At 60.3% G+C, this 25,269-nt stretch carries 18 protein-coding genes and 4 tRNA genes; 3 read left to right on the top strand and 19 right to left on the bottom strand.

Translation table 11 applies throughout. The annotated features are described in order from the left end of the window. Positions 1–39: 39 nt before the first annotated feature. The 7 genes from QZR14_RS11785 to leuC form a co-directional block, all read right to left on the bottom strand. On the bottom strand, positions 40–2,685 hold the full coding sequence (locus QZR14_RS11785) for a FimV/HubP family polar landmark protein (RefSeq protein ID WP_311996637.1): 2,646 nt from the start codon (positions 2,683–2,685) through the stop codon (positions 40–42). A gap of 208 nt (positions 2,686–2,893) precedes the next feature. Next, entirely contained in the window at positions 2,894–3,904 is a 1,011-nt protein-coding gene (locus tag QZR14_RS11780; RefSeq protein WP_311996636.1) for an aspartate-semialdehyde dehydrogenase, read from the bottom strand. Between the two features lie 276 nt (positions 3,905–4,180). After that, positions 4,181–5,293: an aspartate-semialdehyde dehydrogenase gene (gene asd, locus QZR14_RS11775; RefSeq protein ID WP_007913448.1), complete on the bottom strand. Its 1,113-nt coding sequence runs from the start codon at positions 5,291–5,293 to the stop codon at positions 4,181–4,183. A gap of 66 nt (positions 5,294–5,359) precedes the next feature. Further along, positions 5,360–6,442 (bottom strand): 3-isopropylmalate dehydrogenase, encoded by a 1,083-nt coding sequence (leuB, locus tag QZR14_RS11770; RefSeq protein ID WP_311996635.1) that lies wholly within the window; start codon positions 6,440–6,442, stop codon positions 5,360–5,362. Between the two features lie 54 nt (positions 6,443–6,496). After that, a complete protein-coding gene (locus QZR14_RS11765; protein ID WP_311996634.1) occupies positions 6,497–7,264 on the bottom strand; it encodes a class I SAM-dependent methyltransferase in 768 nt (255 codons plus the stop codon). 161 nt (positions 7,265–7,425) lie between these two features. After that, positions 7,426–8,070: a 3-isopropylmalate dehydratase small subunit gene (gene leuD, locus QZR14_RS11760; RefSeq protein WP_250607291.1), complete on the bottom strand. Its 645-nt coding sequence runs from the start codon at positions 8,068–8,070 to the stop codon at positions 7,426–7,428. Positions 8,071–8,081: 11 nt separating this feature from the next. Continuing rightward, entirely contained in the window at positions 8,082–9,500 is a 1,419-nt protein-coding gene (gene leuC, locus QZR14_RS11755) for a 3-isopropylmalate dehydratase large subunit (protein ID WP_250607294.1), read from the bottom strand. A 140-nt stretch (positions 9,501–9,640) separates the two neighbouring features. Here leuC and QZR14_RS11750 point away from each other — a divergent pair, with 140 nt between their 5' ends. From QZR14_RS11750 to QZR14_RS11740, 3 genes are all read left to right on the top strand, one after another. Continuing rightward, positions 9,641–10,525: a LysR family transcriptional regulator gene (locus QZR14_RS11750; protein ID WP_250607296.1), complete on the top strand. Its 885-nt coding sequence runs from the start codon at positions 9,641–9,643 to the stop codon at positions 10,523–10,525. 74 nt (positions 10,526–10,599) lie between these two features. Then, positions 10,600–13,878, top strand: a complete 3,279-nt coding sequence (locus QZR14_RS11745) for a sensor domain-containing protein (RefSeq protein WP_250607298.1) — start codon at positions 10,600–10,602, stop codon at positions 13,876–13,878. 86 nt (positions 13,879–13,964) lie between these two features. After that, complete coding sequence (locus QZR14_RS11740; protein ID WP_311996633.1) at positions 13,965–15,656, top strand: molecular chaperone HscC; 1,692 nt, start codon at positions 13,965–13,967, stop codon at positions 15,654–15,656. Here QZR14_RS11740 and QZR14_RS11735 read toward each other — a convergent pair. The 12 genes from QZR14_RS11735 to gltX form a co-directional block, all read right to left on the bottom strand. Then, complete coding sequence (locus tag QZR14_RS11735; protein WP_311996632.1) at positions 15,653–18,349, bottom strand: DUF805 domain-containing protein; 2,697 nt, start codon at positions 18,347–18,349, stop codon at positions 15,653–15,655. The two genes, QZR14_RS11740 and QZR14_RS11735, sit on opposite strands and share 4 nt — an antisense overlap. Next, positions 18,346–19,041: a DUF1266 domain-containing protein gene (locus QZR14_RS11730; protein WP_311996631.1), complete on the bottom strand. Its 696-nt coding sequence runs from the start codon at positions 19,039–19,041 to the stop codon at positions 18,346–18,348. The genes QZR14_RS11735 and QZR14_RS11730 overlap by 4 nt, the downstream gene beginning before the upstream one ends. Before the next feature lie 188 nt (positions 19,042–19,229). Beyond that, positions 19,230–19,676, bottom strand: coding sequence for an Hsp20 family protein (locus tag QZR14_RS11725; RefSeq protein WP_123448646.1), 447 nt, complete (start codon positions 19,674–19,676; stop codon positions 19,230–19,232). Between the two features lie 122 nt (positions 19,677–19,798). Next, positions 19,799–20,758, bottom strand: a complete 960-nt coding sequence (locus tag QZR14_RS11720; RefSeq protein WP_085711993.1) for a tRNA dihydrouridine synthase — start codon at positions 20,756–20,758, stop codon at positions 19,799–19,801. Positions 20,759–20,920: 162 nt separating this feature from the next. Further along, the gene (locus QZR14_RS11715) at positions 20,921–21,358 is read right to left on the bottom strand and encodes an acyl-CoA thioesterase (protein ID WP_311996630.1); all 438 of its coding nucleotides are present in this window, start codon (positions 21,356–21,358) and stop codon (positions 20,921–20,923) included. A 46-nt stretch (positions 21,359–21,404) separates the two neighbouring features. Beyond that, on the bottom strand, positions 21,405–22,238 hold the full coding sequence (locus tag QZR14_RS11710) for an alpha/beta fold hydrolase (protein ID WP_250607306.1): 834 nt from the start codon (positions 22,236–22,238) through the stop codon (positions 21,405–21,407). Positions 22,239–22,268: 30 nt separating this feature from the next. Further along, on the bottom strand, positions 22,269–22,808 hold the full coding sequence (locus QZR14_RS11705; protein ID WP_123463439.1) for a TetR/AcrR family transcriptional regulator: 540 nt from the start codon (positions 22,806–22,808) through the stop codon (positions 22,269–22,271). A gap of 182 nt (positions 22,809–22,990) precedes the next feature. Beyond that, a tRNA-Glu gene (locus QZR14_RS11700) sits at positions 22,991–23,066 on the bottom strand. 78 nt (positions 23,067–23,144) lie between these two features. Beyond that, positions 23,145–23,220: transfer RNA gene (locus QZR14_RS11695), tRNA-Ala, on the bottom strand. A gap of 53 nt (positions 23,221–23,273) precedes the next feature. After that, positions 23,274–23,349 (bottom strand) — tRNA-Glu (locus QZR14_RS11690). Between the two features lie 79 nt (positions 23,350–23,428). Further along, positions 23,429–23,504: transfer RNA gene (locus QZR14_RS11685), tRNA-Ala, on the bottom strand. A gap of 202 nt (positions 23,505–23,706) precedes the next feature. After that, on the bottom strand, positions 23,707–25,188 hold the full coding sequence (gltX, locus tag QZR14_RS11680) for a glutamate--tRNA ligase (RefSeq protein ID WP_311996629.1): 1,482 nt from the start codon (positions 25,186–25,188) through the stop codon (positions 23,707–23,709). Positions 25,189–25,269 lie beyond the last annotated feature (81 nt).

Raw genomic sequence — 25,269 nt, 5'->3', positions numbered from 1 at the left:
GCCTCACTGGGCTGCCGTTTTCGTGTACCGCTGGATTTACTAAAGGCTCGACAGCATTTCCTTGGCTTCGCCGCGCTGCTTCTCGTCACCCTCGGTCAACACTTCGTTGAGGATGTCACGCGCACCGTCGTTGTCACCCATATCGATGTAGGCCTGAGCCAGATCGAGTTTGGTAGCGGCTTCGTCAGTGCCAGCGAGGAAGTCGAAATCATCTTCACCCAGATCATCACCCAGTTCCGCGTCGGCTTCGGTGAAGGTCGGCTCGGCGATGCTTTGCGACAGGCGATCCAGCTCGGCGTTGACGTCATCCAGCTCAGCAGCGAACGCATCCGGTTCGGCCGCTGGATTGCTGTCCATTTCGTCGGCCAGCGACAGATCGAAATCGGCCGGCAGCTCCAGATCATCTTGTGGCACGTCAGCCACCACTGGCGCCTCGACCGGCGGCAGATCCTTCACGCCTTCGTCCAGGTCCAGCAGGAAGTCATCGTCCGCCAGATCAGCCGCTGGAGCCACCGGCTCGGCACCAAGGTCCAGATCCAGGTCGAAGTCCGACAGGTCATCCAGATTTTCTTTGATCTCGGTCTGTTGTTGCAGCACCGATTCGAAGCTCAGGTCGTCGTCCGCCGGGAATTCGTCCAGCTCGACCGGCGCTTCAGGCTCGACCACAGGCGCAGGCTCTACTGGCGTGATGTTGTCGAGATCATCCAGGCTCAAATCAAACGCGCTGTCGAGATCATCTTCCACTGGCGCCGGCGCCGGTGCTTCAGGCTCATCGAGCAGCAGATCCTTGACGTATTGCGCATCCAGTTCGGCAGCGACGGCGGCCGCAGCCAGACCACTGGCCGCGACAACCGCCATGGCCGGGAAGCGGCTTTTCAGTTCTTCGACCTTGGCGAAGTTCTCACCGTTGGCCACCAGTTGACGCTCCTGACCGACGAACGCGTCGCGGTCGCCCTGCTGACCGTAGACTTCCATCAGCTTCAGACGCAGATCACTGCGCTGCGGCTCCAGGCTGACGCCTTCTTCGAGCAGCGCGGCAGCCTGGTTCAGGCGACCGGCGTTGATATGCGACTGCGCCTTGTCGAGTACGTCGTCGGAACGCTCGGCGGCCGGCGCCACCAGCGGTGCGGCAATCGGCTCAGCCATCACGATCGGCGCCACTACCGCTGCCGCAGCAGGTGCTGGCGCAGGTGCCGGGGTGTTGAGCTTGACGCTCGCCGCCGGGGTTTCCAGACCTTCGAAGCTGCTTTCCCGCAGATCCTGCTCGGCGGAGAACTCTTGCTCTTCCGATAGTGCACGGGCCATGCGCATGTGTTTCTCGGCCTCTTGCTGCGCTTTGCGGCGACGCGCCAACAGCAACAACAGGAGCAGCAGAACCACAGCACCACCGCCCACCAGACCCAGCAGAATCGGGTTGGTCAGCAGTTCGTTGAAGGTTTTCTCGTCTTCGACAACCGGCTTCGGCGCGACCACTGGCTCGACGACTGGCGTCTCAGCCGGTGGCGCAATGGCGGACTCTGGCGTCGGCGCTGCGTCTGCCGGGGTGGCAGGCGGTGTGGCGGCCAGCTCGGCTGTGATCGCAGGCACCGCCGGTGCGGCAGGATTGGCGGTCGGCGCAGCGCCCGCGCCTTCGGCCTGCAGTTTTGCCAGTTGGTTGTTCTTCAGCTCGATCAGCTTTTGCAGTTTGTCCAGCTGACTCTGCAGATCGGACATGCGGCTTTTCAGTTCCTCATTGTCACGACGGGTCGTGTCGAGGCTTTCCTGAGTGACCGCGAGCTTGTTGCTCAGTGCCTTGGCATCACCGGCCGGGCCTTTGCCACGCGCCTTGGTGTTTTCGGCGGAGACCAGGCTCAGATTGTCCTGGGCGTTCTGCGCAGCACCGGTATTGCCGCGACCACGGTTGGTCGCATCGAGCTGCTGCTGACCGGTGCCCGGCTTGGCTACATAACGACGGCCCTGACGCCAGGCTTCATTCTGCGCCGCCACTTCGGCAATCGCTTTCGATTGCGGCAGCGCAGTGCTTTGCACCGAATCCGGCAGACGCAGCACCTGGCCGGTTTTCAGGCGGTTGATGTTGCCGCCGATGAACGCATCCGGGTTCAGCGCTTGAATGGCCAGCATGGTCTGCTGCACCGAGCCACCGGTCCGCGCCTTCGCGGCGATCTCCCAAAGGGTATCGCGCGGCGTGGTGGTGTATTGCGTCGGGTGCGTAGCGCCCGTGGTCGGCGCAGCGATGGTCTGCGACGGCGCCGGTTGTGCGGCGGCGTCAGCGGTCTGTGGCGAGAATTTCGATGGATCCAGCAGCACGCTGTAATCGCGCAGCAGACGGCCATTCGGCCACATCACCTGCACGAGGAATTTGACCATCGGTTCCGAAAGCGGCTTGCTCGAGGTTACGCGCAGCACGCTTTTGCCACTGGCGTTGAGCACCGGGGTGAAGGTCAGATCATTGAGGAAGGCCTGGCGATCGACGCCGGCCTTGGCAAAGTCTTCAGGTGAAGCCAGGCTCGGCACCACTTCGGCAGCGGTGAGATCCTTGACGTCGAGCAACTCGATTTCAGCCACCAGCGGCTGGTTCAGGGTCGACTTCAGGGTCAGCTCCCCGAGCCCGAGGGCATGCGCCATACCGGAGGACAGCGCCGAGGCGGCCGCTATTGCTAACACCAGTTTGCGAACTTGAACCATAGCCTCATCCTTTGTTTGAACGTTCCTCGGCCAGCGAGAAGATGTTGAATACCGCTGCCGTAAGGCATTGCGCGCGACGACGACAGATGTCGCGCGCGATCATTTCTTTGATGCCCCGGAAAGTCCCGGAGGGTGACACGTTATCAAGCGATCTGGGCAAGCATAGCGCTCACCTAGAATCAGTCGACAAATTGTTGCCAAGTATCTTTTACAGCAGGTCTTTTATCAACAATTCAGCCACCTGCACAGCGTTAAGGGCCGCGCCTTTGCGTACGTTATCTGACGTCAGCCACAGATTAAGTTCCGCCGGGTCGTCGACACCGCTGCGCACACGACCGACATAGACCACATCCTGCCCCACCGCGTCACCGACCGCAGTCGGGTAATCACCGGCCTCGACCAGTTCGATACCCGGCGCATCTTCGAGTGCGGCGTTGACCTTTATCAGGTCGACAGGCTTAGTTGACTGCAAGGTCACGCTAAAGCTATCGCCAAAAAACACCGGGGCTTGAACGCAAGTTGCGGAAATCTTCAATAAAGGCAAAGCCAGCACCTGGCGCAACTCGCGCACCAGACGTTTTTCCAGCAGTGTGTGGCCCCGCGCGTCAGGCGTGCCGACCTGAGCCAGCAGGTTAAAAGCCATCTGCCGATCAAAGAACGTCGGTTCCAACGGGCGCATGTTCAGCAGCTCGGCGGTCTGCCGTGCGAGCTCGGTGACGGCTTCACGACCTTGGGCGGAAACCGCCAGATTGGCGGTAACGTTGACATATTGCAGGTCGATCAGATCAAGCAGCGGCGCCAGCACCACCGCCAGCGAAGTGGCCGACGGGCTTGGGCTGCTGACCTGGAATGGTGCTTTCAAACCAGCTAGGACAGCGGCGTTGGCTTCCGGAACCACTTGTGGCGCCTGATCGGCCGGCAAGGCGCCGGACAAATCAATCAGCGAACAGCCGGCAGCGTGGGCACGGGCGGCATAGCTCAGGGTGATCGCCGGGCCGGCGGCGAAGAACACCAGTTTGACCTTGCTGAAATCGAACTCGTCGACTTCGCGTACGCGCACGTTCTTGTTACGGAACAGCACCGAGCTGCCGGCGGATTCGCTGCTCGCCAGCAGGTGCAGGTTACCAACCGGAAAGTCGCGCTCTTCGAGAATCTGTACGAGGGTTTCGCCGACAGTACCGGTGGCGCCGATCACGGCAATGTCTAGGGTCTGGGTCATGGTGCGAGCCTCTGGCGAAACGGGGGGAGCGGCACTTTACCGGGTGACCGCCATGCAGGCAATTTCTGCCGAGGATTTGCGGCGCCTGCACCGACCTCATCGCTGGCAAGCCAGCTCCCACAATGGGCGTTGCGATTCACAGATTTTATGTACTCCACAAATCCCTGTGGGAGCTGGCTTGCCAGCGATGGGGCCAGTCCAAACACCCGAGAAACCACAGGCATAAAAAAACCCGCACCCCTTTCAAGGCACGGGCTCTTTCATTGCTGCAAGCGATCAACGCTCAAGCAAAATCCGCAGCATGCGACGCAGCGGTTCGGCCGCGCCCCACAGCAGTTGGTCGCCGACGGTGAACGCACCAACGAACTGCGAACCCATGTTCAGCTTGCGCAGACGGCCAACAGGCACGTTCAGGGTGCCGGTGACCTTGGTCGGGCTCAGCTCCTGCATGCTGATTTCACGCTGGTTCGGCACCAGTTTGACCCAAGGGTTGTGCTGGCTGATCAGCCCTTCGATATCGGCGATCGGCACGTCTTTGTTCAGCTTGATGGTCAGCGCCTGGCTGTGGCAACGCATGGCGCCGATGCGTACGCAGATGCCGTCGACCGGGATCGGGCTCTTGAAGCGACCGAGGATCTTGTTGGTCTCGGCCTGGGCCTTCCACTCTTCGCGGCTCTGGCCGTTCGGCAGTTCCTTGTCGATCCACGGGATCAGGCTGCCAGCCAGCGGTACGCCGAAGTTTTCGGTCGGGTACGCTTCGCTGCGCATGGCGTCGGCCACGCGACGGTCGATGTCGAGGATCGCGCTGGCCGGATCGGCCAGTTGATCGGCGACAGCGGCGTGGGTCGCGCCCATTTGCTTGATCAGTTCACGCATGTTCTGCGCGCCGGCACCGGAGGCCGCCTGATAGGTCATGGCGCTCATCCACTCGACCAGACCGGCTTCGAACAGACCGCCCAGGCCCATCAGCATCAGGCTGACCGTGCAGTTGCCGCCGATGTAGTTCTTGGTGCCCGCGTCGAGCTGCTGGTCGATGACCTTGCGGTTGACCGGATCCAGAATGATGACCGCGTCATCGTTCATGCGCAGGCTCGAGGCCGCGTCGATCCAGTAACCCTGCCAGCCGGCTTCGCGCAGCTTCGGGAACACTTCGCTGGTGTAGTCGCCACCCTGGCAGGTCAGAATCACGTCGAGGGTCTTCAGCTCGTCAATGCTGTAAGCATCCTTGAGCGGAGCAATGTCCTTGCCCACGGACGGGCCTTGGCCACCGACGTTGGACGTGGTGAAAAACACCGGCTCGATTAGATCGAAATCCTGCTCTTCCAGCATCCGCTGCATGAGCACGGAACCGACCATCCCGCGCCAACCGATCAGACCTACACGTTTCATCGCAACTACACCTTCTTGAAAAGTGGGCCGCTGCTTTGTATTGAATTTCGCAGCGGGCCCGAGAGATTACAGATTCCGCAGCGCGGCGACTACTGCGTCGCCCATTTCCTGCGTACCGACTTTGGTGCAACCGGCCGAATAGATGTCGCCGGTGCGCAACCCTTGATCAAGGACAACGCTGACGGCTTTTTCAATGGCATCGGCCGCGTCATGCAGATTGAAGCTGTAACGCAGCATCATCGACACCGACAGAATGGTCGCCAACGGGTTGGCAATGCCTTTGCCAGCGATGTCCGGCGCGGAACCGTGGCAAGGCTCGTACATGCCCTTGTTGTTGGAATCCAGCGAGGCCGACGGCAGCATGCCGATGGAGCCGGTGAGCATCGACGCTTCGTCGGAGAGGATGTCGCCGAACATATTGTCGGTGACGATCACGTCGAACTGCTTCGGCGCGCGCACCAGTTGCATGGCGGCGTTGTCGACGTACATGTGGCTCAGTTCGACTTCTGGATAGTCCTTGGCCACTTGCACGACCACTTCACGCCACAGTTGGCTGGACGCCAGGACGTTGGCCTTGTCCACCGAGCAGAGCTTCTTGCCACGGACCATGGCCATGTCGAAACCGACACGGGCGATGCGGCGGATTTCGCTTTCGCTGTACGGCAGCGTGTCGTAGGACTGACGCTCGCCGTTTTCCAGAGTACGGGTGCCGCGTGGCGCGCCGAAGTAGATGCCGCCGGTCAGCTCACGGACGATCAGGATGTCCAGGCCTGCAACGATTTCCGGCTTCAGGCTCGAAGCGTCGGCCAGTTGCGGGTACAGGATCGCCGGACGCAGGTTGCCGAACAGGCCCAGTTGCGCACGGATTTTCAGCAGACCACGCTCAGGGCGGATATCACGCTCAATGGTGTCCCATTTCGGGCCGCCGACGGCGCCCAACAGTACAGCATCGGCAGCGCGAGCGCGGTCGAGGGTTTCATCGGCCAATGGCACGCCGTGCTTGTCGATGGCGGCGCCACCGATCACGTCATGGCTCAGCTCGAAACCCAGGCTGTACTTGTCGTTGGCCAGCTCCAGCACCTTGACCGCTTCGGCCATGATTTCCGGACCAATACCATCACCTGGGAGAATCAGAATCTGCTTGCTCATGCTTTCCTCGTGTCTTCAATCGGTGCGCCTTTACCGGCACGCCCGGAAAAATTCTTATCGCTCGGCCATCAGTACGATCACATCGGTACTGAACGAGCCGTCGGCATCAATCTCAAAATACTCGCGCACTTCGTTGCCCATCGATTGCTGCAACTGGCGGATCGCCGCGCGCATCACTTCAGGCGTGCGCATGCGTTCAACCCAACTGCTGTACTCCAGACGCAGGCGCTGACGTGTGGTACTGCGCACCTGCAGCCCGGCCTCACTGACCTGCCGCAGCCATTCGGCGGCGGAATAATCGCGCACATGACTGGTATCGCGCAGCACTTCGACGCTTTGCAGGTAAGTGTCGAACAACGGACTGCCCGGTGACAACACATCAACGAACGCCGCCACACCGCCCGGCTTCAGGACCCGACGCACTTCGCGCAGGGCCACACCCAGATCGCCCCAATGGTGCGCCGAATACCGGCTGAACACGAAGTCGAACTCGCCATCGGCAAACGGCAAGCGCTCGGCGGCGCCGTTGACCGTGGCAATGTTGCTCATCCCGCGATCAACGGCAGCGGCGGCGACCACGTCGAGCATCTGCTGCGACAGATCGTAGGCGACCACTTCCCCGACCAGCGGTGCGACGTGGAAACTGACGTGACCGGCGCCGCAACCCAGATCCAGCACTCGGGCGCTGCCCTGCCCTGCCAGTTCAGCCTGTAGCAGTGCGAACTCGGTGCCTTGAGCGTGAACGGCGCTGCTCAGGTAGGCGGCGGCCTGTTCACCGAATTGCTTCTGGACGACCTGGGTGTGCTGGGCGGTGCTGGTCATGGGATCTTTCCTTGAATCTTGTGGTGCTTGTTCCGGCCTCATCGCTGGCAAGTCGAATCGTCGCACCGCAGCTCCCACAGATTTTGTGAACACCGCAAATCCCTGTGGGAGCTGGCTTGCCAGCGATGGGGCCGGCCCTGACTACATCAATCTCGAATCAATCACGCGTCGCGGAACAACCACGGCTGGCTCACACGATGTTTGGCCTCAAACGCCGCAATCGCGTCGCCGTCCTGCAAGGTCAAACCGATATCGTCCAGACCGTTCAACAGGCAATGCTTGCGAAACGCGTCGATCTCAAAGCTGTACACCTTGCCATCCGGACGGGTCACGGTCTGCGCCTGCAGATCGACCTGCAGTTGATAACCCGGCTCAGCCTCGACCTGCTTGAACAACTCATCGACTTCAGCGTCGCTCAAAATGATCGGCAGCAAGCCGTTCTTGAAGCTGTTGTTGAAGAAGATGTCGGCATAGCTCGGCGCGATGATGCTGCGGAAACCGTATTCTTCCAGCGCCCACGGCGCGTGTTCACGGCTGGAGCCGCAACCGAAGTTTTCGCGGGCGAGCAACACGCTGGCGCCTTGATAACGCTCGGCGTTGAGGACGAAGTCCTTGTTCAGCGGGCGCTTGGAGTTGTCCTGATACGGTTGACCAACGTCCAGATAACGCCATTCATCGAACAGGTTCGGACCGAAACCGGTGCGCTTGATCGACTTCAAAAACTGCTTCGGAATGATCTGGTCAGTGTCGACGTTGGCACGATCCAGAGGCGCGACAAGACCAGTGTGCTGGGTAAAAGCTTTCATGCTGCGCTCCTTTAAATCAATTCACGGACGTCGACGAAGCGACCGTTCACCGCTGCCGCAGCCGCCATGGCCGGGCTGACGAGGTGGGTACGGCCACCGGCGCCCTGACGGCCTTCGAAGTTACGGTTGGAGGTCGAGGCACAATGCTCGCCGGACTCCAAACGGTCCGGGTTCATCGCCAGGCACATCGAGCACCCCGGCTCACGCCATTCAAAACCGGCTTCGAGGAAAATCTTGTCCAGACCCTCGGCCTCAGCCTGAGCTTTCACCAGACCCGAGCCCGGCACCACGATCGCTTGCTTGATGGTCGAAGCAACTTTGCGACCCTTGGCGATCACGGCAGCAGCGCGCAAATCTTCGATCCGCGAGTTGGTGCAGGAACCGATAAACACGCGATCCAGTTGAATGTCGGTGATCGCCTGATTGGCGGTCAAACCCATGTATTTCAAGGCACGGACGATCGAGTCACGCTTGACCAAATCCATCTCTTTGGCTGGATCCGGGACGTTCTGATCAACCGCCAAGACCATTTCCGGGGAAGTGCCCCAGCTGACTTGCGGCTTGATCTGCGCAGCGTCCAGCTCAACCACGGTGTCGAACTTGGCATCGGCGTCGGAGACCAGGTCTTTCCAGGCCTCGACGGCCATGTCCCATTCGGCGCCTTTCGGTGCAAAAGGACGGCCCTTCACGTAATCGACAGTCTTCTGATCCGCTGCCACCAGACCCACGCGGGCGCCGGCCTCGATGGACATGTTGCAGATGGTCATGCGGCCTTCGACGGACAAGTCGCGGATCGCGCTGCCGGCGAATTCGATGGCGTGGCCGTTACCGCCAGCGGTGCCGATCTTGCCGATCACCGCGAGGACGATGTCCTTGGCCGTCACGCCGAACGGCAATTGCCCTTCAACGCGCACCAGCATGTTCTTCATTTTCTTCGCGACCAGGCACTGGGTGGCGAGCACGTGCTCGACCTCGGAGGTGCCGATACCGTGCGCCAAGGCACCGAACGCGCCGTGGGTCGAGGTGTGCGAGTCGCCGCAGACCACGGTCATGCCCGGCAAGGTCGCGCCCTGCTCCGGGCTGATCACGTGGACGATGCCTTGGCGAACGTCGTTCATCTTGAACTCGACGATGCCGTATTCATCACAGTTGTCATCGAGGGTCTGAACCTGCAAACGCGAGACCTGATCGGCAATGGCTGCGATGCCGCCCTTGCGCTCTGGAGTCGTCGGTACGTTGTGGTCCGGGGTCGCGATGTTGGCATCGATGCGCCATGGCTTGCGCCCGGCCAGACGCAGGCCTTCGAAGGCTTGCGGCGAAGTCACTTCGTGGATGATGTGACGATCGATATAGATCAGCGCCGAGCCATCGTCGCGCTGTTTGACCAAATGCGAATCCCAGAGCTTGTCGTAGAGCGTTTTGCCGGCCATCAGACGGTTCCTCATCAGCTTGTTTCTATGCCCTGGGCTTATCAATAACCCTTTGGCTTGTGAGGCCGATCCTATGGGGTTAGATTAAATAACTCAAATTCATATTTTTTATGCTTTGGATAACCAACTGGAATACGAACATGGATCTGGCCAACCTCAACGCCTTTATCGCGATTGCCGAGACCGGCAGCTTCTCCGGCGCCGGCGAACGCTTGCACCTGACACAGCCGGCGATCAGCAAACGCATCGCCGGGCTGGAGCAGCAATTGAAGGTGCGTCTGTTCGACCGACTGGGCCGTGAAGTCGGCCTGACCGAGGCCGGCCGGGCCCTGCTGCCGCGTGCTTACCAGATTCTCAACGTGCTGGACGACACCCGCCGCGCCCTGACCAACCTGACGGGTGAAGTCAGCGGGCGCCTGACCCTGGCCACCAGTCACCACATCGGGTTGCACCGTTTGCCGCCGCTGTTAAGGGAATTCACCCGCCGCTACCCACAGGTTGCGCTGGATATTCAGTTCCTCGATTCGGAAGTGGCCTACGAAGAAATTCTCCATGGCCGCGCCGAACTGGCGGTCATCACCCTGGCGCCGGAACCTCACGCACTGGTCAAAGCCACGCCGGTCTGGGACGACCCGCTGGATTTCGTGGTCGCCCCGGAGCATTCGCTGATCGGCAATGGCCCCGTCAATCTGGCGGACATTGCCGGTCATCCGGCAGTGTTCCCCGGGGGCAACACCTTCACGCATCACATTGTCCAACGTCTATTCGAAGCCCAGGGCCTGACGCCGAACATCGCCATGAGCACCAACTACCTGGAAACCATCAAGATGATGGTCTCGATCGGCCTGGCCTGGAGCGTTTTGCCGCGCACCATGCTCGACGATCAAGTGGCGAGCATCGCTTTGCCGGGCATACAGCTCACTCGCCAGCTAGGCTATATCCTGCACACCGAACGGACACTCTCGAATGCGGCAAGAGCCTTCATGGCCCTGTTGGATGCACAAATCGATCTGCCAGGGACTTGAGGCCAACTTGTGCTACTCCTATAGAGCCGCCGCCCCTGTGCCTAACGCCACCATCAGCTCAAGGCCTGTCCACGATGCCGAAATCTGTTGACCGAATTCCGCCGATGCCGCGTATTCAGGCGATTGACCCGCGACATTCCGAGCAGAGCTGGGAGAGCGCGCCGCAATTGCTGGCCGCGCTCAACGGCGCGCGGCTCGGCGCCTGGTATTGGGACATCGAGCGCGGGCAGATCAGTTGGTCGCGTGGCACCCAGGCGTTGTTCGGTTTCGATCCACGGCAACCACTGCCGCAAGATCTGGAGTATCTCGATCTGTTACCCCCGGAAGACCGCGCCAAGACCGTTCGCGCTTTTCACGCCGTAATTGCCGGCGCGCCGCTGGAACAAGCGATGCACCACCGCATCCGCTGGCCCGACGGCAGCCTGCACTGGCTGGAGATCAGCGGCAGCCTGCTGCCGGATAAAAACGGCCGCCCCCGAATGATCGGGGTGATTCGTGAAATCACCCACCAGCGCCAGCGCGAGCAGGCCCTCAGCAGTTCGGAGAAACGTTTCGCGACACTTTTTCATCTGTGCCCGAACATGGTCTTGCTGACCCGGCAGGAAGACGGCCTCATCAGCGAGGCCAATCAGTATTTTGAAAGCCTGTTTGGCTGGCCGGTACAGAGCGCTATCGGCCGCACCACGCTGGAGCTGGGCTTGTGGGTACACCCCGAGCAACGCACAGAGCTGGTGAAAAAGACCAAAGCCAAAGGCGAGCTGATCGCCATGGAAGTGCAGTTTCGCGCCAGCAACGGGCAGATCCACGACGGTATTCTAAGTGCGCAGAAAGTCGAACTCGAAGGCCAGCCGTATCTGCTCAGCACGTTCCTCGACACCACCGAACGCAAAGCCGCTGAACTCGCCTTGAAGGACAGCCAGGAACGCCTCGATCTGGCACTGGATTCAGCGCAGCTCGGCACCTGGGACTGGCACATCCCCAGCGGCATGCTTTACGGCTCCGCCCGGGCGGCGCAATTGCACGGACTGGAACCGAAACCGTTCCATGAATCGTTCGAAGAGTTTTTCGAAGGCGTGCCCGGTGAGGAACGCGACAGCATGCGCGATGCCTACCGCAGCCTGCGCGAAGGCCCGGCGGGCAACTATCAATTGACCTATCGCGTGCAATTGCCGGACGGCAGCTCACGCTATCTGGAAAGCCGCGCCCGCCTCTACCGTGACGACAACGGCGCCCCGCTGCGCATGGCCGGCACCTTGCTGGACATCACCGACCAGGTCGAGCGCGAGCAACGGTTGGTGGCTTCGGAAGAGAAGTTCGCCACGCTGTTCCAGGTCAGCCCGGACCCGATTTGCGTCACCCGCCAGGACAGCGGCGAGTTCATTGAAATCAATAACAGCTTTACCCAGACGTTCGGCTGGAGCGCCGCTGACGTCATCGGTCACACCGCCGAAGAAATCGGCCTGTGGGACGCATCGGCGAAAAGCCTGCAACGCATTGAACGGGTCATCCGCGAACAGGGCTTGAGCAATGTCGCGATCATCGTCCAGCACAAGGACGGGCAGTCGCTGACTTGCGTCATTTCCAGCCGGCAAATCAGCGTCGGCGATCAGCCCTGCATCGTCACCACCCTGCGCGATATCACCCAGCAGCAGCGCTCGGAAGCGGCGCTGAAAGCCAGTGAAGAGAAATTCGCCAAAGCGTTTCACTCCAGCCCCGACGCGATCACCATCACCGAGCGCGACACCGGGCGTTATCTGGAGGTCAACGACGGTTTCTGCCGCCTCACTGGTTATCGCGCCGAAGAAGTCGTAGGCAAAACCGTGTATCAGGTGGGCATCTGGGCCGAGGAAAAACAGCGCTCGGCGTTACTTGCCGAATTGCAGATCAAGGGCCGCGTGCACCATCAGGAAATGCTCGGACGCAACAAACGCGGTGAGTTGCTGACGGTGGAAGTGTCGGTCGAACCGATCACCCTCAATGAAACCGCGTGCCTGCTGCTGACCGCGCGGGACGTCAGCCTGCTGAAAAACGCCGAAGCACAGATTCGGCATCTGGCTTATCACGACCCGCTGACCAACCTGCCCAATCGCGCCTTGCTGATGGATCGCCTCAGCCAGCAGATCGCCCTGCTCAAGCGCCACAACCTGCGCGGCGCTTTGCTGTTTCTCGATCTCGATCACTTCAAGCACATCAACGATTCCCTTGGCCACCCGGTCGGCGACACGGTGCTGAAAATCATCACGGCGCGGCTCGAAGCCAGTGTGCGCATGGAAGACACGGTCGCGCGCCTCGGTGGCGACGAGTTCGTGGTGCTGCTCAGCGGCCTCGAAGGCTCGCGCAATGAGGTCAGCGCGCAAGTACGTTCGCTCGCCGACACCTTGCGCGAATTACTCTCGGAGCCGATGTTCCTCGACGGCCAGCGTCTGCAAGTGACCCCGAGCATCGGCGTGGCGTTGATCCCCGATCACGGCTCGACGCCGACCGACCTGCTCAAACGCGCCGACATTGCCCTGTACCGGGCCAAGGATTCCGGGCGCAACACCACGCAGATGTATCACAACACCATGCAGAAAGCCGCCAGCGAACGGCTGCGCATGGAGACCGACTTGCGCCTGGCGCTGTCGCGCGGTGAGTTCAACATGCACTTTCAGCCGCAGGTCGACGCCCGCGACAACAGAATCATCGGCGCCGAAGCCCTGGTGCGCTGGAATCACCCGGAGCTGGGCGCGCAATCACCCACCGAATTCATCAAAGTGCTGGAAGACAGCGGCCTGATTCTCGAAGTCGGCACCTGGATCCTCGACGAAGCCTGCAATGCGTTCAAACAACTGATCGCCCTGAAACTGGTCGACCCGCTGAAGTTCAGCCTGTGCGTGAACATCAGCCCGCGCCAGTTCCGCCAGAACGATTTCGTCGAGCGCATCGAACACAGCATGAGCAGCCATGGTCTGCCCTGCTCGCTGCTGAAACTGGAGATCACCGAAGGCATCGTCATCCAGAATCTGGAAGACACCATCAGCAAAATGCGCCGCCTGAAAAAGCTCGGCGTGAGCTTTGCCATGGATGATTTCGGCACCGGTTATTCGTCGCTGACTTACCTCAAGCGTCTGCCGGTGGACACGCTGAAAATCGATCAGTCGTTTATCCGTGATGCGACGACCGACCCGAACGATGCCGAGATCATCCGCGCGATCGTCGCCATGGCGCGCAGCCTTGAGCTGGAGGTGATTGCCGAGGGCGTGGAAACCCCGGAACAACTGGCGTTTCTGCAAGGGTTGGGCTGTCATTTGTATCAAGGCTATCTGCACAGTCGACCGGTTGCGCTGGAGGATCTGAAAAAGCTCCTGCCATAACCGGTGCACGTTGCAACAGAAGCGCAATTGCCACGCTTTGCGCCAACCTGTAGGGTCGCGGTTTTTGCGCCGTTTCGAGATCTGTCATGCAGGATGCAACCCTCCCCCGCCCGGCTCTGCTGGGCATCGACCTTGGCACCACCAACAGCCTGATCGCCGTCTGGCAGGACGGTCAGGCCCGACTGATTCCCAACGCCTTGGGCGATGTGCTGACGCCGTCGGTGGTCAGCCTCGATGAAGACGACACCATTCTGGTCGGCAAAGCCGCCCGCGCCCGCCTGACCACGCACCCGGATCGCACCGCCGCAGCATTCAAGCGCTTCATGGGCAGCGATAAACAAATCCAGCTCGGTGCTCGTCAGTTCAGCCCGGAAGAGTTGTCGGCGCTGGTGCTCGGCGCACTCAAGCAGGACGCCGAAGCCTTTCTCGGCCATAGCGTTTCGGAAGCGGTAATTTCCGTCCCGGCGTATTTCAGCGACGAACAACGCAAACGCACGCTGTTTGCCGCCGAACTGGCCGGGCTCTCGGTGACACGTCTGATCAACGAGCCGACCGCTGCCGCCATGGCTTACGGGCTGCATGAACAGAAATTCGAACGCACGCTGATCTTCGATCTGGGCGGCGGCACCTTCGATGTCACGGTGCTGGAATACGCTTTGCCACTGATCGAAGTGCACGCCTCCACCGGCGACAACTTTCTCGGCGGCGAAGACTTCACCGCTGCGCTATTGCAGGCCTGCCTGAAACACTGGCAACTGACCCCGGCCATGGTCGATGCGCAAAGCATGGCAACTCTCGGCGATGCGCTGGAGCAACTGAAATGCAAACTCGCTGAAGGTGTTCAGCCACTGAGCTGGCGCCATGGTGACAAGACGTTCGAATGGTCGCTGGACGAAGCCGCCGCAGTAAGAATCTGGGAGCCGCTGCTGGCCCGTTTGCGCGCACCGATCGAACAAGCCCTGCGCGATGCCCGCCTCAAGCCGCGCGACCTCGACAGCCTGGTACTGGTCGGCGGCGCCACGCGCATGCCGGCGGTGCAGCAAATGGTCGCCACGCTGTTCGGGCGCCTGCCTTACCGGCATCTTGATCCGGATACCATTGTGGCGTTGGGCGCGGCGACGCAAGCGGCGTGCAAGGCGCGTGACGGGGCGGTTGAAGAGTTGATTCTGACGGATGTCTGCCCGTACACGCTGGGGATTGCGACCATGCGTGGCGAAGACATCAAAGGTGCTTTCTCGCCGATCATCGAACGCAACACCATCATCCCGACCTCAAGGGTGGAGCGCTATTACACCACCCAACCCAAGCAAACAGTGCTGCGCATCGCCGTCTATCAGGGTGAGCGGCCGTGGGTGTGCGACAACATTCTGATTGATGCTTTCGATGTCACGTTGACGCCCACTGAGCACATCCAGGAGCTGGACGTACGCTTCAGCTATGACATCAACGGTTTGCTCGAAGTCGACGTCACCCTGCTCGAAACCGGTGAACGCCACAGTCACAGCATCGATCGCAGCCCCACCGGTCTGGACGAGCAAGCGCGTCGCGACAGCCATAACCGCCTGTCCACTCTGAAAGTCCATCCACGCGATGCGCTGCCCAACCGCACACTGCTCGCCCGTTTGGAGCGGGCATGGATGCAAAGCCTCGGCACGCAACGCGAGCACATTGCCGAATGGCTGCACAACTTCACTACCGTGCTCGCCGGCCAGCAACCCTCGGCGATTGCCAGCCATCGCGCAGAGCTGAACAAGGCGCTGGATCAACTGCGCCTCTAACCGTTGAGCCGCCGCAAGGCAGCTTGCAGGCCGCCGGACAGCATCTCGCTATCGCCGCTGTCCGGCGGCACACCATAGCGGTTGGGCAACTTGTCACCGGGCAATCCGAACAGCACCAATGGCAAAAATGGCAAAACCGGCGTCAGCGCCATGAAAATCAGCAGCGTGGGAATGCCCCGGCCCATGTCGTGCAATCGACGAAGAATGGCGCCGAACACCAACAGCACGCCCAGCAACAAGACCAGCATGCCAGCGCCCGTGGTGCCCGTGAGCAGCCCTGCCACCGGTGTAATCACCAAACACCCCAGCACCTGGCCGATAAAAGCCTTGCGCCCCAACCGCGAGCCGAGACGCCAGATCGCTCTCGCCGGTACCGGCTGAACATCGCTTCTCGCCAGCAGCAAACGCTCCGACCAGGACAGCAAGGCGCACAGCGCCAATCGCAGGCCGATGCCGTTCTGCAAGTCATCCTTGCCCTGCTGCAACTGCCGCAAGACTCGGGTTTTCGGCACGCCAGCAGCCCCATAACGAACCAAGCCCTTGAGCGTATCCAGCGCCTCGTAGGCCAGCAACTTGTCGACGCCAAAATCCGTCAGCACTTGGCGCGGCGGCCACACCGGTTCGCCCTTGATCAAGCCGTCGCGAAAGCCTTCGAACCAATCGTCTTCACAACTGATCGCCGCGATTGACTGCAGCAATGCGCGATGCTGCTCAGCACTCAGGCTCGGGTCGTGATAGAGCACGCCCCAGAACATCATCAACCCCAGCAAATCGTCGCCGCATGCAGCACGATCGCTTTCGAGGCATGTGTAAAGCAGGGTATTGGCAGGCAATCGCGCGCTGTCGAGTGCCTGTTGAACGCTGAACAATTGCTGCACCAGCAAACCGTGCACCGGATCATGGCCCTGCAGCCATCCCAACAAACCGTCGCAATGGCCTTGTTCACGCTGCAAGCGCCGCAACAGAGGCTGCAGACGACTCAAAGGATGGGCCGGATTGAATGCCAGACGCTCCAGGGACTGCGCATCAATCATGTGTAACCAGCGTTCGGGTTGTTCCAGCAACGCCAGCAAAAACAACGTCTGGGCATGCCACTCCCACGTCGCCTCCCCCAGCCCGACCGGCGGCAACTGGATCCCGCGACGGCTCAACTGGAGCATCAAGTCGAGTTCGGACAAGTCACAGTCGTCTTTGACCGCACCCAGCTTGAAGGCTTCTGCGATTCGCTCCAGCGCAGCATCGTTGTAGGGCCGCAAGCGGCGCAACCATAACCGACAGACCTTGTGCGGCTCACCTTGCGTCAGCACCTGCGGCAATGGCCGCAAGCTTGGATTCGCGTCACTGAAAGCGCGCATGGCCAGTGCAATCGGAGCCCTGCTCAACCAGCGCAAGTGTTGCTCGGCCTGGTATTTGAATCCGCTCATCACCAGGTTTTCGAGAGCATCGACCGGCAACGGTGCATCCAGAATCTGCTGCAGCAAAGCCGAATCACCCCGGTGCAGTGCCCAGGCGTGCCGGTACAGATGCAACAGTCGGCTGTCGGCGTTCTCGCCCAGCAGCTGCGCGAGCAATGGCAGTTCATCACCCGTCATACGCCAATCGACAAAGCTTTGCGCGAGGCTATCAAGCGCTAATCTTGCGACACCCAGCCAACGGTTCAGCGTCTCGGGATGTTGTGACGGGCTGCCATACACCTGGCCGTCATCGCCGAGATCCTCCGACCAGTCAGAGCAGTCCTCGAGGCGATCAAATGCCTGAATCAGCAGAGGTAGAAAAGTCGACTGCCGCTTGGCACACAACTCCAGCAGGCGACTTTCCGCCATTGGATGACGATGTTCGTTCCACAGCCGGATCCAGCAAGGCAATGCCTGATCGTCGCGCCCGAGCAGACTGCTCTGACACGCCAGCAGATAAAGCCAGTCGACGTCATCCGGCGCTGCAAGTTGCTGTTCGACGCAGCACTGCAAAAATATCGGCACGCCGATTCCCGCCTGAGTGAACTGCACCAACACCCGTTTGAGAAACGCGGCATCATCCGGCAACGGCAGGCAGGTGTGTCGAGTGGCGAACTCGGCGAACTCATGGAGTGGACGCTGGGTGAAGATGAAGTCGAGACTACGGGCGTACCACAGCGATTCGGTCTGTGCAGCCTCTGACCATGTGCTCATCAGATCCGTATCGAACGGGTCAGGCGTTTCGATTCGCTGGAGAAAGAATCCCACCTGATGGGCGTCGTCGTACTCCAGATCCAGCAGTTGCTGATCCCAGGCCATACGTTTGGCCAACAGATTCGCGCAGCGGTACGACAACGGACCGGCGTCGGCGAGCCGGTGGTACAGCCCCCAGCCGAGGTCATCGAGCACCTCCAGAGGCAGCTCATCCAGACCCCGGACAAATGCCTGCCACGCAGCAAAATTGAAGCGGCGAGCGGGATCATCCAGCAACTCGCAGAAATCCACGAACGCCTGAGGGACTTCAACGACCTTGTGTTCTGAAGCTTCGAGCGTCGGTTCGGGCTCTTCTTCGTCTTCCTCACGCGCCAGACGCAGAGCATTTTCGTAGGCAATGCGCAGCGCCTGAAACCCTTGCGGATCAGTCTCCGGGTGATGCGCCGGCAAGCGTGCGCGGTAGGCATTGCGAATCAGGTTTTCGTCGGTGGTAGGCTCGATGCCCAAGCGGATCCAGCAACTCATGACCAGTCGAACTCCTTGAGCGATTCCGGACGTGGCGGCAGGTCAATTTCCATGTGCCATGGCAAATCAGCCAGAAACCGAGGGATGTTCTCGGCAAGGCCACGGGCAATCCGCACGTTAAGGGCGTTGGCCCCTTGGCGATCCAGTTCGCGCGCCAGCTCATCGTCACTGGCGCTCAGGCACGACCAAAAGGTTCGGCCCACGACAAAGCCATCGAAGTAAGCCATCCAGCTACCGTAGTGAAATTGCGCTCTGAGGGCCAAACGACTGTGCAGCCAGTTGCTCTCATCCAGGTCAATCCACTGATTGCGCACGGCGCAACGCAAGAGAAAGCCCATGCGGCCATAGTCCCAGGACAATATCCCGCCCGGCCCGCAACTGCCGAAGGTGCGACTGGCAAATTCATGCAGGATGCGTTCACGAGCCGGGAGATCGTCAAGCAAAGCCTGCCATTCACTCGGCAGGCAACGCTGCCACGCCAGATAGGCCGCGCTGAGGTGTTTGGCATGGCCGTCGTCAGTCATCCGTTCGAGCATGTCGAACAACTGCCCACGGTCATCGATACCCCAGCTGTCTTGCAGATCGATGTAGTGATCGTCGCAGAACGCGGGGTCGTCGTAGCTGGCACCGGTATTGATCGCCGCCATTGGCGCAGACAGGGCGCACAGCCAGCGCTGCTGAATATCGTCCATGAAAAAAGGCTCCAGGCCGACCGGTGAGGAATGGGGGTCGGCAAAACTGCCGCGGATTGTAGAGAAACCACCGCCAGCGGCAAAGTCGAACAGCGGTTTTCTTGCGCGCACAAAAAAGGCCCCGACGTATCGGGGCCTTCATTCAACGGCTCATCGTCCGTTCAGACGATTGTGTTGCGGCACATGACTCAGTGCTGCAACGCCGGCTTCTGCGTCCCGTTGATCGGGATGCGTTTGGCTTTCGCCTCTTCCGGGATCACCCGCAGCAGGTCGATGCTCAGCAGACCGTTGCTCAGATCCGCGGCCTTGATCTCGATGTGATCGGCCAGACGGAAGGACAGCTTGAAAGCACGCTGGGCAATGCCCTGATGCAGGAAGGTCACGCCTTCATTAGCATCACGCTTGCCGCCACTGATGGTCAGCACACCTTTCTCGACTTGCAGCTCCAGGTCTTCTTCCTGGAAACCGGCTGCCGCTACGACGATGCGGTATTGGTCATCACCGTGTTTTTCCACGTTGTAAGGTGGATAGGTGCTGCCTGGCTCGTTGCGCAGGGCGGTTTCGAACAGGTCGTTGAAACGGTCGAAACCCACCGAGGAACGGAACAGTGGTGCGAGGGAAAATGCAGTACTCATGGTTCAAATCTCCTGAAAACAAATCAGCAAGTTTTTTTGTCTCCGCGACCCGAATTCGGCATCGCGTAACCCTTAGATAGGGACCGCTGATTTGATTTCAAGAGATTATTCGCAGATTTTTTTCAGGCCGCTTCAGCGACCGGCAGACCAAGCAAACGCGAGACTTGATCCGGCTCCGTCTCACGCCGCAGCACGGTAAACAGCTCGGTCGCCTCGGGATAATTGCGCGTCAGCATGGCCAACCATTGCTTCAAACGGCCCGGCGATTGGCGTGCAGTCATCTGCGCTTTGGCTTGCAGCCAGAAGTCCTGAATCAGCGGCATCAGCTCGGCCCAGGTCATCTCGACCACCTCTTCACCGGCGCGGGCGGCAGCGATTTGTTTGGCCAGATCCGGGCGCGAGACCAGGCCGCGACCGAGCATGATGTCTTCTACGCCACTGATTTCGCGACAACGCCGCCAGTCTTCGACGCTCCAGATATCGCCGTTGGCGAACACCGGGACTTTGACCACGTCTTGTACACGCGGAATCCACTCCCAATGCGCCGGCGGTTTGTAGCCGTCCATTTTGGTTCGCGCATGAACCACGATGTGCTCGGCGCCGCCTTCGGCCAACGCCGTGGCGCAGACCAGCGAGCCGTCCGGGCTGTCGAAGCCCAGGCGCATTTTTGCGGTCACGGGAATATGTGCCGGCACAGCGCGACGGACATGCTCAACGATCTGGTTGAGCAGCTCCGGCTCCTTGAGCAGCACCGCGCCGCCACGGGATTTGTTGACGGTCTTGGCCGGGCAGCCGAAGTTGAGGTCGATCACCTCAGAACCGAGTTCGCAGGCCAACGCAGCGTTTTCCGCCAGGCACACAGGATCAGAACCGAGCAATTGCACGCGCAATGGCACACCGGAGGCCGTGCGGGCACCGTTGAGCAGCTCCGGGCCGAACTTGTGGAAATAGGCCGGCGTGAGTAACTGGTCATTGACCCGAATGAATTCGGTCACGCACCAGTCGATGCCACCAACGCGGGTCAGCACGTCGCGGAGAATGTCGTCAACCAACCCCTCCATGGGCGCCAGAGCAATTTGCATGGGAAAACACTACTTGAAGAAAAACGTGCGGCAGTTTACTGGATATCGCACAAATCCGCAGATCCCTTGTAGGAGCTGCCGAAGGCTGCGATCTTTTGCTTTTGCTGTTTGCAGATCAAGATCAAAAGATCGCAGCCTTCGGCAGCTCCTACAGGGATCGGGTCAGGCTAGTGCCAGGATCGCCGGGCCGTAGCCCTCGACGAACTCGGCCGGCATGCGCTTGGGCTTGCCCGTGGACAGCTCGATACAGACAAAAGTTGTCTGCGCGCGCAACAGCGTGGCGTTGTCGCTCGGGCGCTTGAGCTGGAAATGCCGGGTCATTTTCAGGCGCTGATCCCAATCGACGATCCAGGTCGCCAATTGCAGTTCGTCGCCTTCATAAGCCGCAGCCAGATAATCGATCTCATGACGGACCACCGCCATCGCCCGATCCAGTCGCCGATACTCGACCAGATCCAGCCCCAGACGCTGCGAATGGCGCCAGGCGCAGCGCTCGAGCCAGGTCACGTACACTGCGTTGTTCGCGTGGCCCAGCCCGTCGATGTCCTCGGCGCCTACTTGCAGATCAATGGTAAACGGCGTTGCCCGATCCCAGCCCATGCCCCACTCCTGGTCAATGTATTCCACCGGGGCAGTGTAACGGAGCTCAAGCCGATTGGCGCGCCTGAAGGCTACGACCGGCCAGCAGTGATAACACGCCATCAATCACCCGAGGGTCGGCCAGCACACGCTGATGACCACCGCCTTCGAGGCGCAACAGACGACTGTCGAACCAGGCTTCGTGGATCAGTTGCGACTCTTTGACCGAGACGAAATTGTCGTCCTCGGCGTGCACGATCAGGCCGGGCATATCCAGTTGATAGTGGGCAACATCGAGCGTGGCAGCACGCATACCGACGTCTTGTTCGACCTGGCGGATGAAGGCTGAACGGGCCCGGGGCGGCATGCCAACGTAGCGGGCAAAACCGCGCAGTACACCGAGGATTCGAGCAGGTGCGGCAATGCTCACGAGGGTTTCGGTACGCAAGCCCAGTTGCACGGCGAGCATGGCGCTGGCGCCGCCCATGGAGTGGCCGATGACCGCTTGCAATGGAGGCAACTCGGCAGCGGCTTCGAGCATCGCCCGAGCGAACAACACCACATTGGCTTCACGCCCCGGTGAACGACCGTGGGCCGGACCATCGAGCGCGACGACGGTATACCCGGCGTCGACCAGGGCAGTGATCAGCGCGGCGAACTGGGTTGGCCGCCCTTCCCAGCCGTGCATCAGCAACACTGTCGGGCCTTGGCCCCAGCGCAGCGCCGAGAGGCCAAAGCGCAAAGTGATGCGTTCGGAACTGGCCAGCAGCGGCAGCTCCCAATCACGAAGTGGCAGCGAACGTGGCGTCATGAATGCCAGACGCATTTTGCTCGCCACGCGTTTCGGTGCAATCCAGCCCAAGGTGCCATTAACGCCACGAATCCACTTCAACGTGTTCATCGCTCTCTCCTCAGGCGTATTGCCTTCAGGTCAACGCACTGCCGACTTGGCCGCGCGCAGCAATCGATCGGATAAATCTCCCGGGCCCAGAGCCCTTGCGAGCGCCAGACCACCCACCATCAAGGCCACATCGGCCAAGGCTTTGTCGGTGTCCTCGGGGCTGGACGCCAACTGCGCAATCATCAATTCCAGGTGTTCGTTCAGCGCGACGCGGAACGACTCCGGCAAACGCCCCAACTCGCCGATGGACGCTGGAATCGGGCACGCCGCATCGCTGGAATCACGATGTTTGCGCGACAGGTAGAACGCAGCGACCAAGGCGCGACGCTCTTCGCCGGTCAGATCGGCATCCATGTCGGCAATCAGGTCGCGGCGGCGGCCGAGCAGTTGCTTGAACGCTTCGAGCATCATCGCGTCCTTGCTTTCGAAGTGCGCATAGAAACCGCCGACGGTCAGGCCGGCTGCGCCCATCACTTCGCCCACGCTGGGGTCGGCCGGGCCACGCTGAATCAGTGCGGCGCTGGCAGCCTTGAGGATGCGTTCGCGGGTTTGGGCTTTTTTATCGTTCATCGTTGCCTCCGAATATTACGACTAGAATATTATTCGCATAATAATATTCTGCAAGTCAAGGATATGACCGCTGGTCTGAAGCACAGTGTAAGGAAAAAGGAGATTTGGCCAAACGCCAGACAAACAAAAGGGCCATTCAATAATTGAATGACCCTTATAAAATCCCGCAGAGCGGGTAATCGTGGCGTCCCCTAGGGGACTCGAACCCCTGTTACCGCCGTGAAAGGGCGGTGTCCTAGGCCACTAGACGAAGGGGACACAAACCTTCTATACAACTGATCAGCGCTGAGAACTGATCGATTCAAGGCCGGTGTGGCCAGACCTTGAACTGTAAATTGGTGGAGCTAAGCGGGATCGAACCGCTGACCTCCTGCATGCCATGCAGGCGCTCTCCCAGCTGAGCTATAGCCCCGGATTTTTCGCCTCTCGGCGGAGTGACATCTTGCAACATCACTTCTGTAAAACTGGCGTCCCCTAGGGGACTCGAACCCCTGTTACCGCCGTGAAAGGGCGGTGTCCTAGGCCACTAGACGAAGGGGACGCAAACCCTTCTATACAACTGATCAACGCTGAGTGTTGATCGCTTCGGAGCCGGTGTGGCCAGGCTTCGAAGTGTAAATTGGTGGAGCTAGACGGGATCGAACCGTCGACCTCTTGCATGCCATGCAAGCGCTCTCCCAGCTGAGCTATAGCCCCTCATCGTTGATGTCATCGCTGAGGACGGGGCGAATCTTAAGGGCGTATCGAAAGCCTGTCAAACTTATTTTTGAAAAATTTCAAAATTTTTCGTCGGCATAACAATCACTTACCGCCCTCCCCCCGTAAATTCGGGAGAAGCGCCGAAGGCAGGATCAAAAGATCGCAGCCTTCGGCAGCTCCTGCACAAAGCCGCAAGCGCTTAGGCGATAGCGCCCAGCAGCTTTTCCCACTCTTTGTTTTCTTTCTTCGACACACCGCCCAGCAGGTCAATCGCCTGACGCAGACGATAACGGGTCAGATCCGGGCCAAGGATTTCCATGGCATCGAGCACCGAGACCGAACTCGCCTGACCGGTGATCGCCGCAAACATCAACGGCATCGCATCGCGCAGCTTCAACTCCAGCGATTCGACCACGGCCTGAATCGTTGCGGTGATGCTGTCCTTCTCCCACTGACGCAGGCTTTCCAGCTTCCACAGGATCAACTGCATCAACTGGCGAACCTGATCGCCCGAGAGTTTCTTCGACTCGAACAGCTTGGCATCCGGATTGACGCCGCCGGCGAAGAAGAAGCCACCCAGCGGGGCAACCTGGCTGAAGGTTTCCACGCGGCCCTGAACGTGCGGCGCGATCTTCATCATGTATTCGGAGTTGAATGCCCACTTCTGCACGCGCGCGGCGAATTCTTCCACCGGCAGATCACGCAGCCACTGGCCGTTGAGCCACGACAGCTTCTCGATGTCGAAGATCGGCCCGCCGAGGGACACACGCTTGAGATCGAAGTTGTCGACCATTTCCTGCAACGAGAACTTCTCGCGCTCGTCCGGCATCGACCAGCCCATGCGCCCGAGATAGTTGAGCATCGCTTCCGGCATGAAACCCATGCGCTCGTAGAACGTCACCGAGGTCGGGTTCTTGCGCTTGGACAGCTTGCTCTTGTCCGGGTTACGCAGCAGCGGCATGTAGCACAGCTCGGGTTGTTCCCAGCCGAAGTACTCGTAAAGCAGGATCAGTTTCGGTGCCGATGGCAGCCACTCTTCGCCACGCAGCACGTGGGTGATGCCCATCAGGTGATCGTCGACCACGTTGGCGAGGAAGTACGTCGGCAGGCCATCGGTCTTCATCAGCACTTGCATGTCCATGCGATCCCACGGGATCTCGACATCGCCACGGAGCATGTCCGGCACCACGCAAACGCCTTCGCTAGGCACTTTCATGCGGATCACGTGGGGTTCGCCGGCAGCCAGACGGGCGGCGACTTCTTCCTTCGACAGCAGCAGTGCGCGGCCGTCGTAACGCGGGGTTTCGCCGCGAGCCATTTGCTCGGCGCGCATCTGATCCAGTTCTTCAGCGGTGCAGAAGCATGGGAACGCGTGGCCCATGTCGACCAGTTGCTGGCAGTACTTCTGATAGATGTCACCACGCTCGCTCTGGCGATACGGGCCGTGCGGGCCGCCGACGTCCGGGCCTTCGCTCCAGTCGATCCCCAGCCAGCGCAGGGCGTCGAATATCTGCTGTTCGGACTCGCGGGTCGAACGCAACTGGTCAGTGTCTTCGATGCGCAGGATGAACTCACCGCCATGCTGCTTGGCAAAGCAGTAGTTGAACAATGCGATGTAAGCGGTACCTACGTGGGGATCCCCGGTAGGCGATGGCGCGATGCGAGTGCGGACGGTGGTCATGGCATGTCTCGAAAAGAATGAAAAGCAAAACAATCAAGCGGCGAATGGTAACAGGCGACACCCGCCCCGCTCCAGCGGGCA

Origin of the sequence: Pseudomonas sp. rhizo66 (assembly GCF_031931925.1) — a bacterium.
Taxonomy (GTDB): Bacteria; Pseudomonadota; Gammaproteobacteria; order Pseudomonadales; family Pseudomonadaceae; genus Aquipseudomonas.
The sequence above is the reverse complement of the archived record's forward strand: the minus strand, read 5'-3'. Positions and strand labels throughout refer to the sequence as shown.

Coding starts and splice junctions, on each gene's coding strand:
- QZR14_RS11785 (WP_311996637.1), bottom strand. CDS start 2,685: ATGGTTCAAGTTCGCAAACTGGTGTTAGCAATAGCGGCCGCCTCGGCG.
- QZR14_RS11780 (WP_311996636.1), bottom strand. CDS start 3,904: ATGACCCAGACCCTAGACATTGCCGTGATCGGCGCCACCGGTACTGTC.
- asd (WP_007913448.1), bottom strand. CDS start 5,293: ATGAAACGTGTAGGTCTGATCGGTTGGCGCGGGATGGTCGGTTCCGTG.
- leuB (WP_311996635.1), bottom strand. CDS start 6,442: ATGAGCAAGCAGATTCTGATTCTCCCAGGTGATGGTATTGGTCCGGAA.
- QZR14_RS11765 (WP_311996634.1), bottom strand. CDS start 7,264: ATGACCAGCACCGCCCAGCACACCCAGGTCGTCCAGAAGCAATTCGGT.
- leuD (WP_250607291.1), bottom strand. CDS start 8,070: ATGAAAGCTTTTACCCAGCACACTGGTCTTGTCGCGCCTCTGGATCGT.
- leuC (WP_250607294.1), bottom strand. CDS start 9,500: ATGGCCGGCAAAACGCTCTACGACAAGCTCTGGGATTCGCATTTGGTC.
- QZR14_RS11750 (WP_250607296.1), top strand. CDS start 9,641: ATGGATCTGGCCAACCTCAACGCCTTTATCGCGATTGCCGAGACCGGC.
- QZR14_RS11745 (WP_250607298.1), top strand. CDS start 10,600: ATGCCGAAATCTGTTGACCGAATTCCGCCGATGCCGCGTATTCAGGCG.
- QZR14_RS11740 (WP_311996633.1), top strand. CDS start 13,965: ATGCAGGATGCAACCCTCCCCCGCCCGGCTCTGCTGGGCATCGACCTT.
- QZR14_RS11735 (WP_311996632.1), bottom strand. CDS start 18,349: ATGAGTTGCTGGATCCGCTTGGGCATCGAGCCTACCACCGACGAAAAC.
- QZR14_RS11730 (WP_311996631.1), bottom strand. CDS start 19,041: ATGGACGATATTCAGCAGCGCTGGCTGTGCGCCCTGTCTGCGCCAATG.
- QZR14_RS11725 (WP_123448646.1), bottom strand. CDS start 19,676: ATGAGTACTGCATTTTCCCTCGCACCACTGTTCCGTTCCTCGGTGGGT.
- QZR14_RS11720 (WP_085711993.1), bottom strand. CDS start 20,758: ATGCAAATTGCTCTGGCGCCCATGGAGGGGTTGGTTGACGACATTCTC.
- QZR14_RS11715 (WP_311996630.1), bottom strand. CDS start 21,358: ATGGGCTGGGATCGGGCAACGCCGTTTACCATTGATCTGCAAGTAGGC.
- QZR14_RS11710 (WP_250607306.1), bottom strand. CDS start 22,238: ATGAACACGTTGAAGTGGATTCGTGGCGTTAATGGCACCTTGGGCTGG.
- QZR14_RS11705 (WP_123463439.1), bottom strand. CDS start 22,808: ATGAACGATAAAAAAGCCCAAACCCGCGAACGCATCCTCAAGGCTGCC.
- gltX (WP_311996629.1), bottom strand. CDS start 25,188: ATGACCACCGTCCGCACTCGCATCGCGCCATCGCCTACCGGGGATCCC.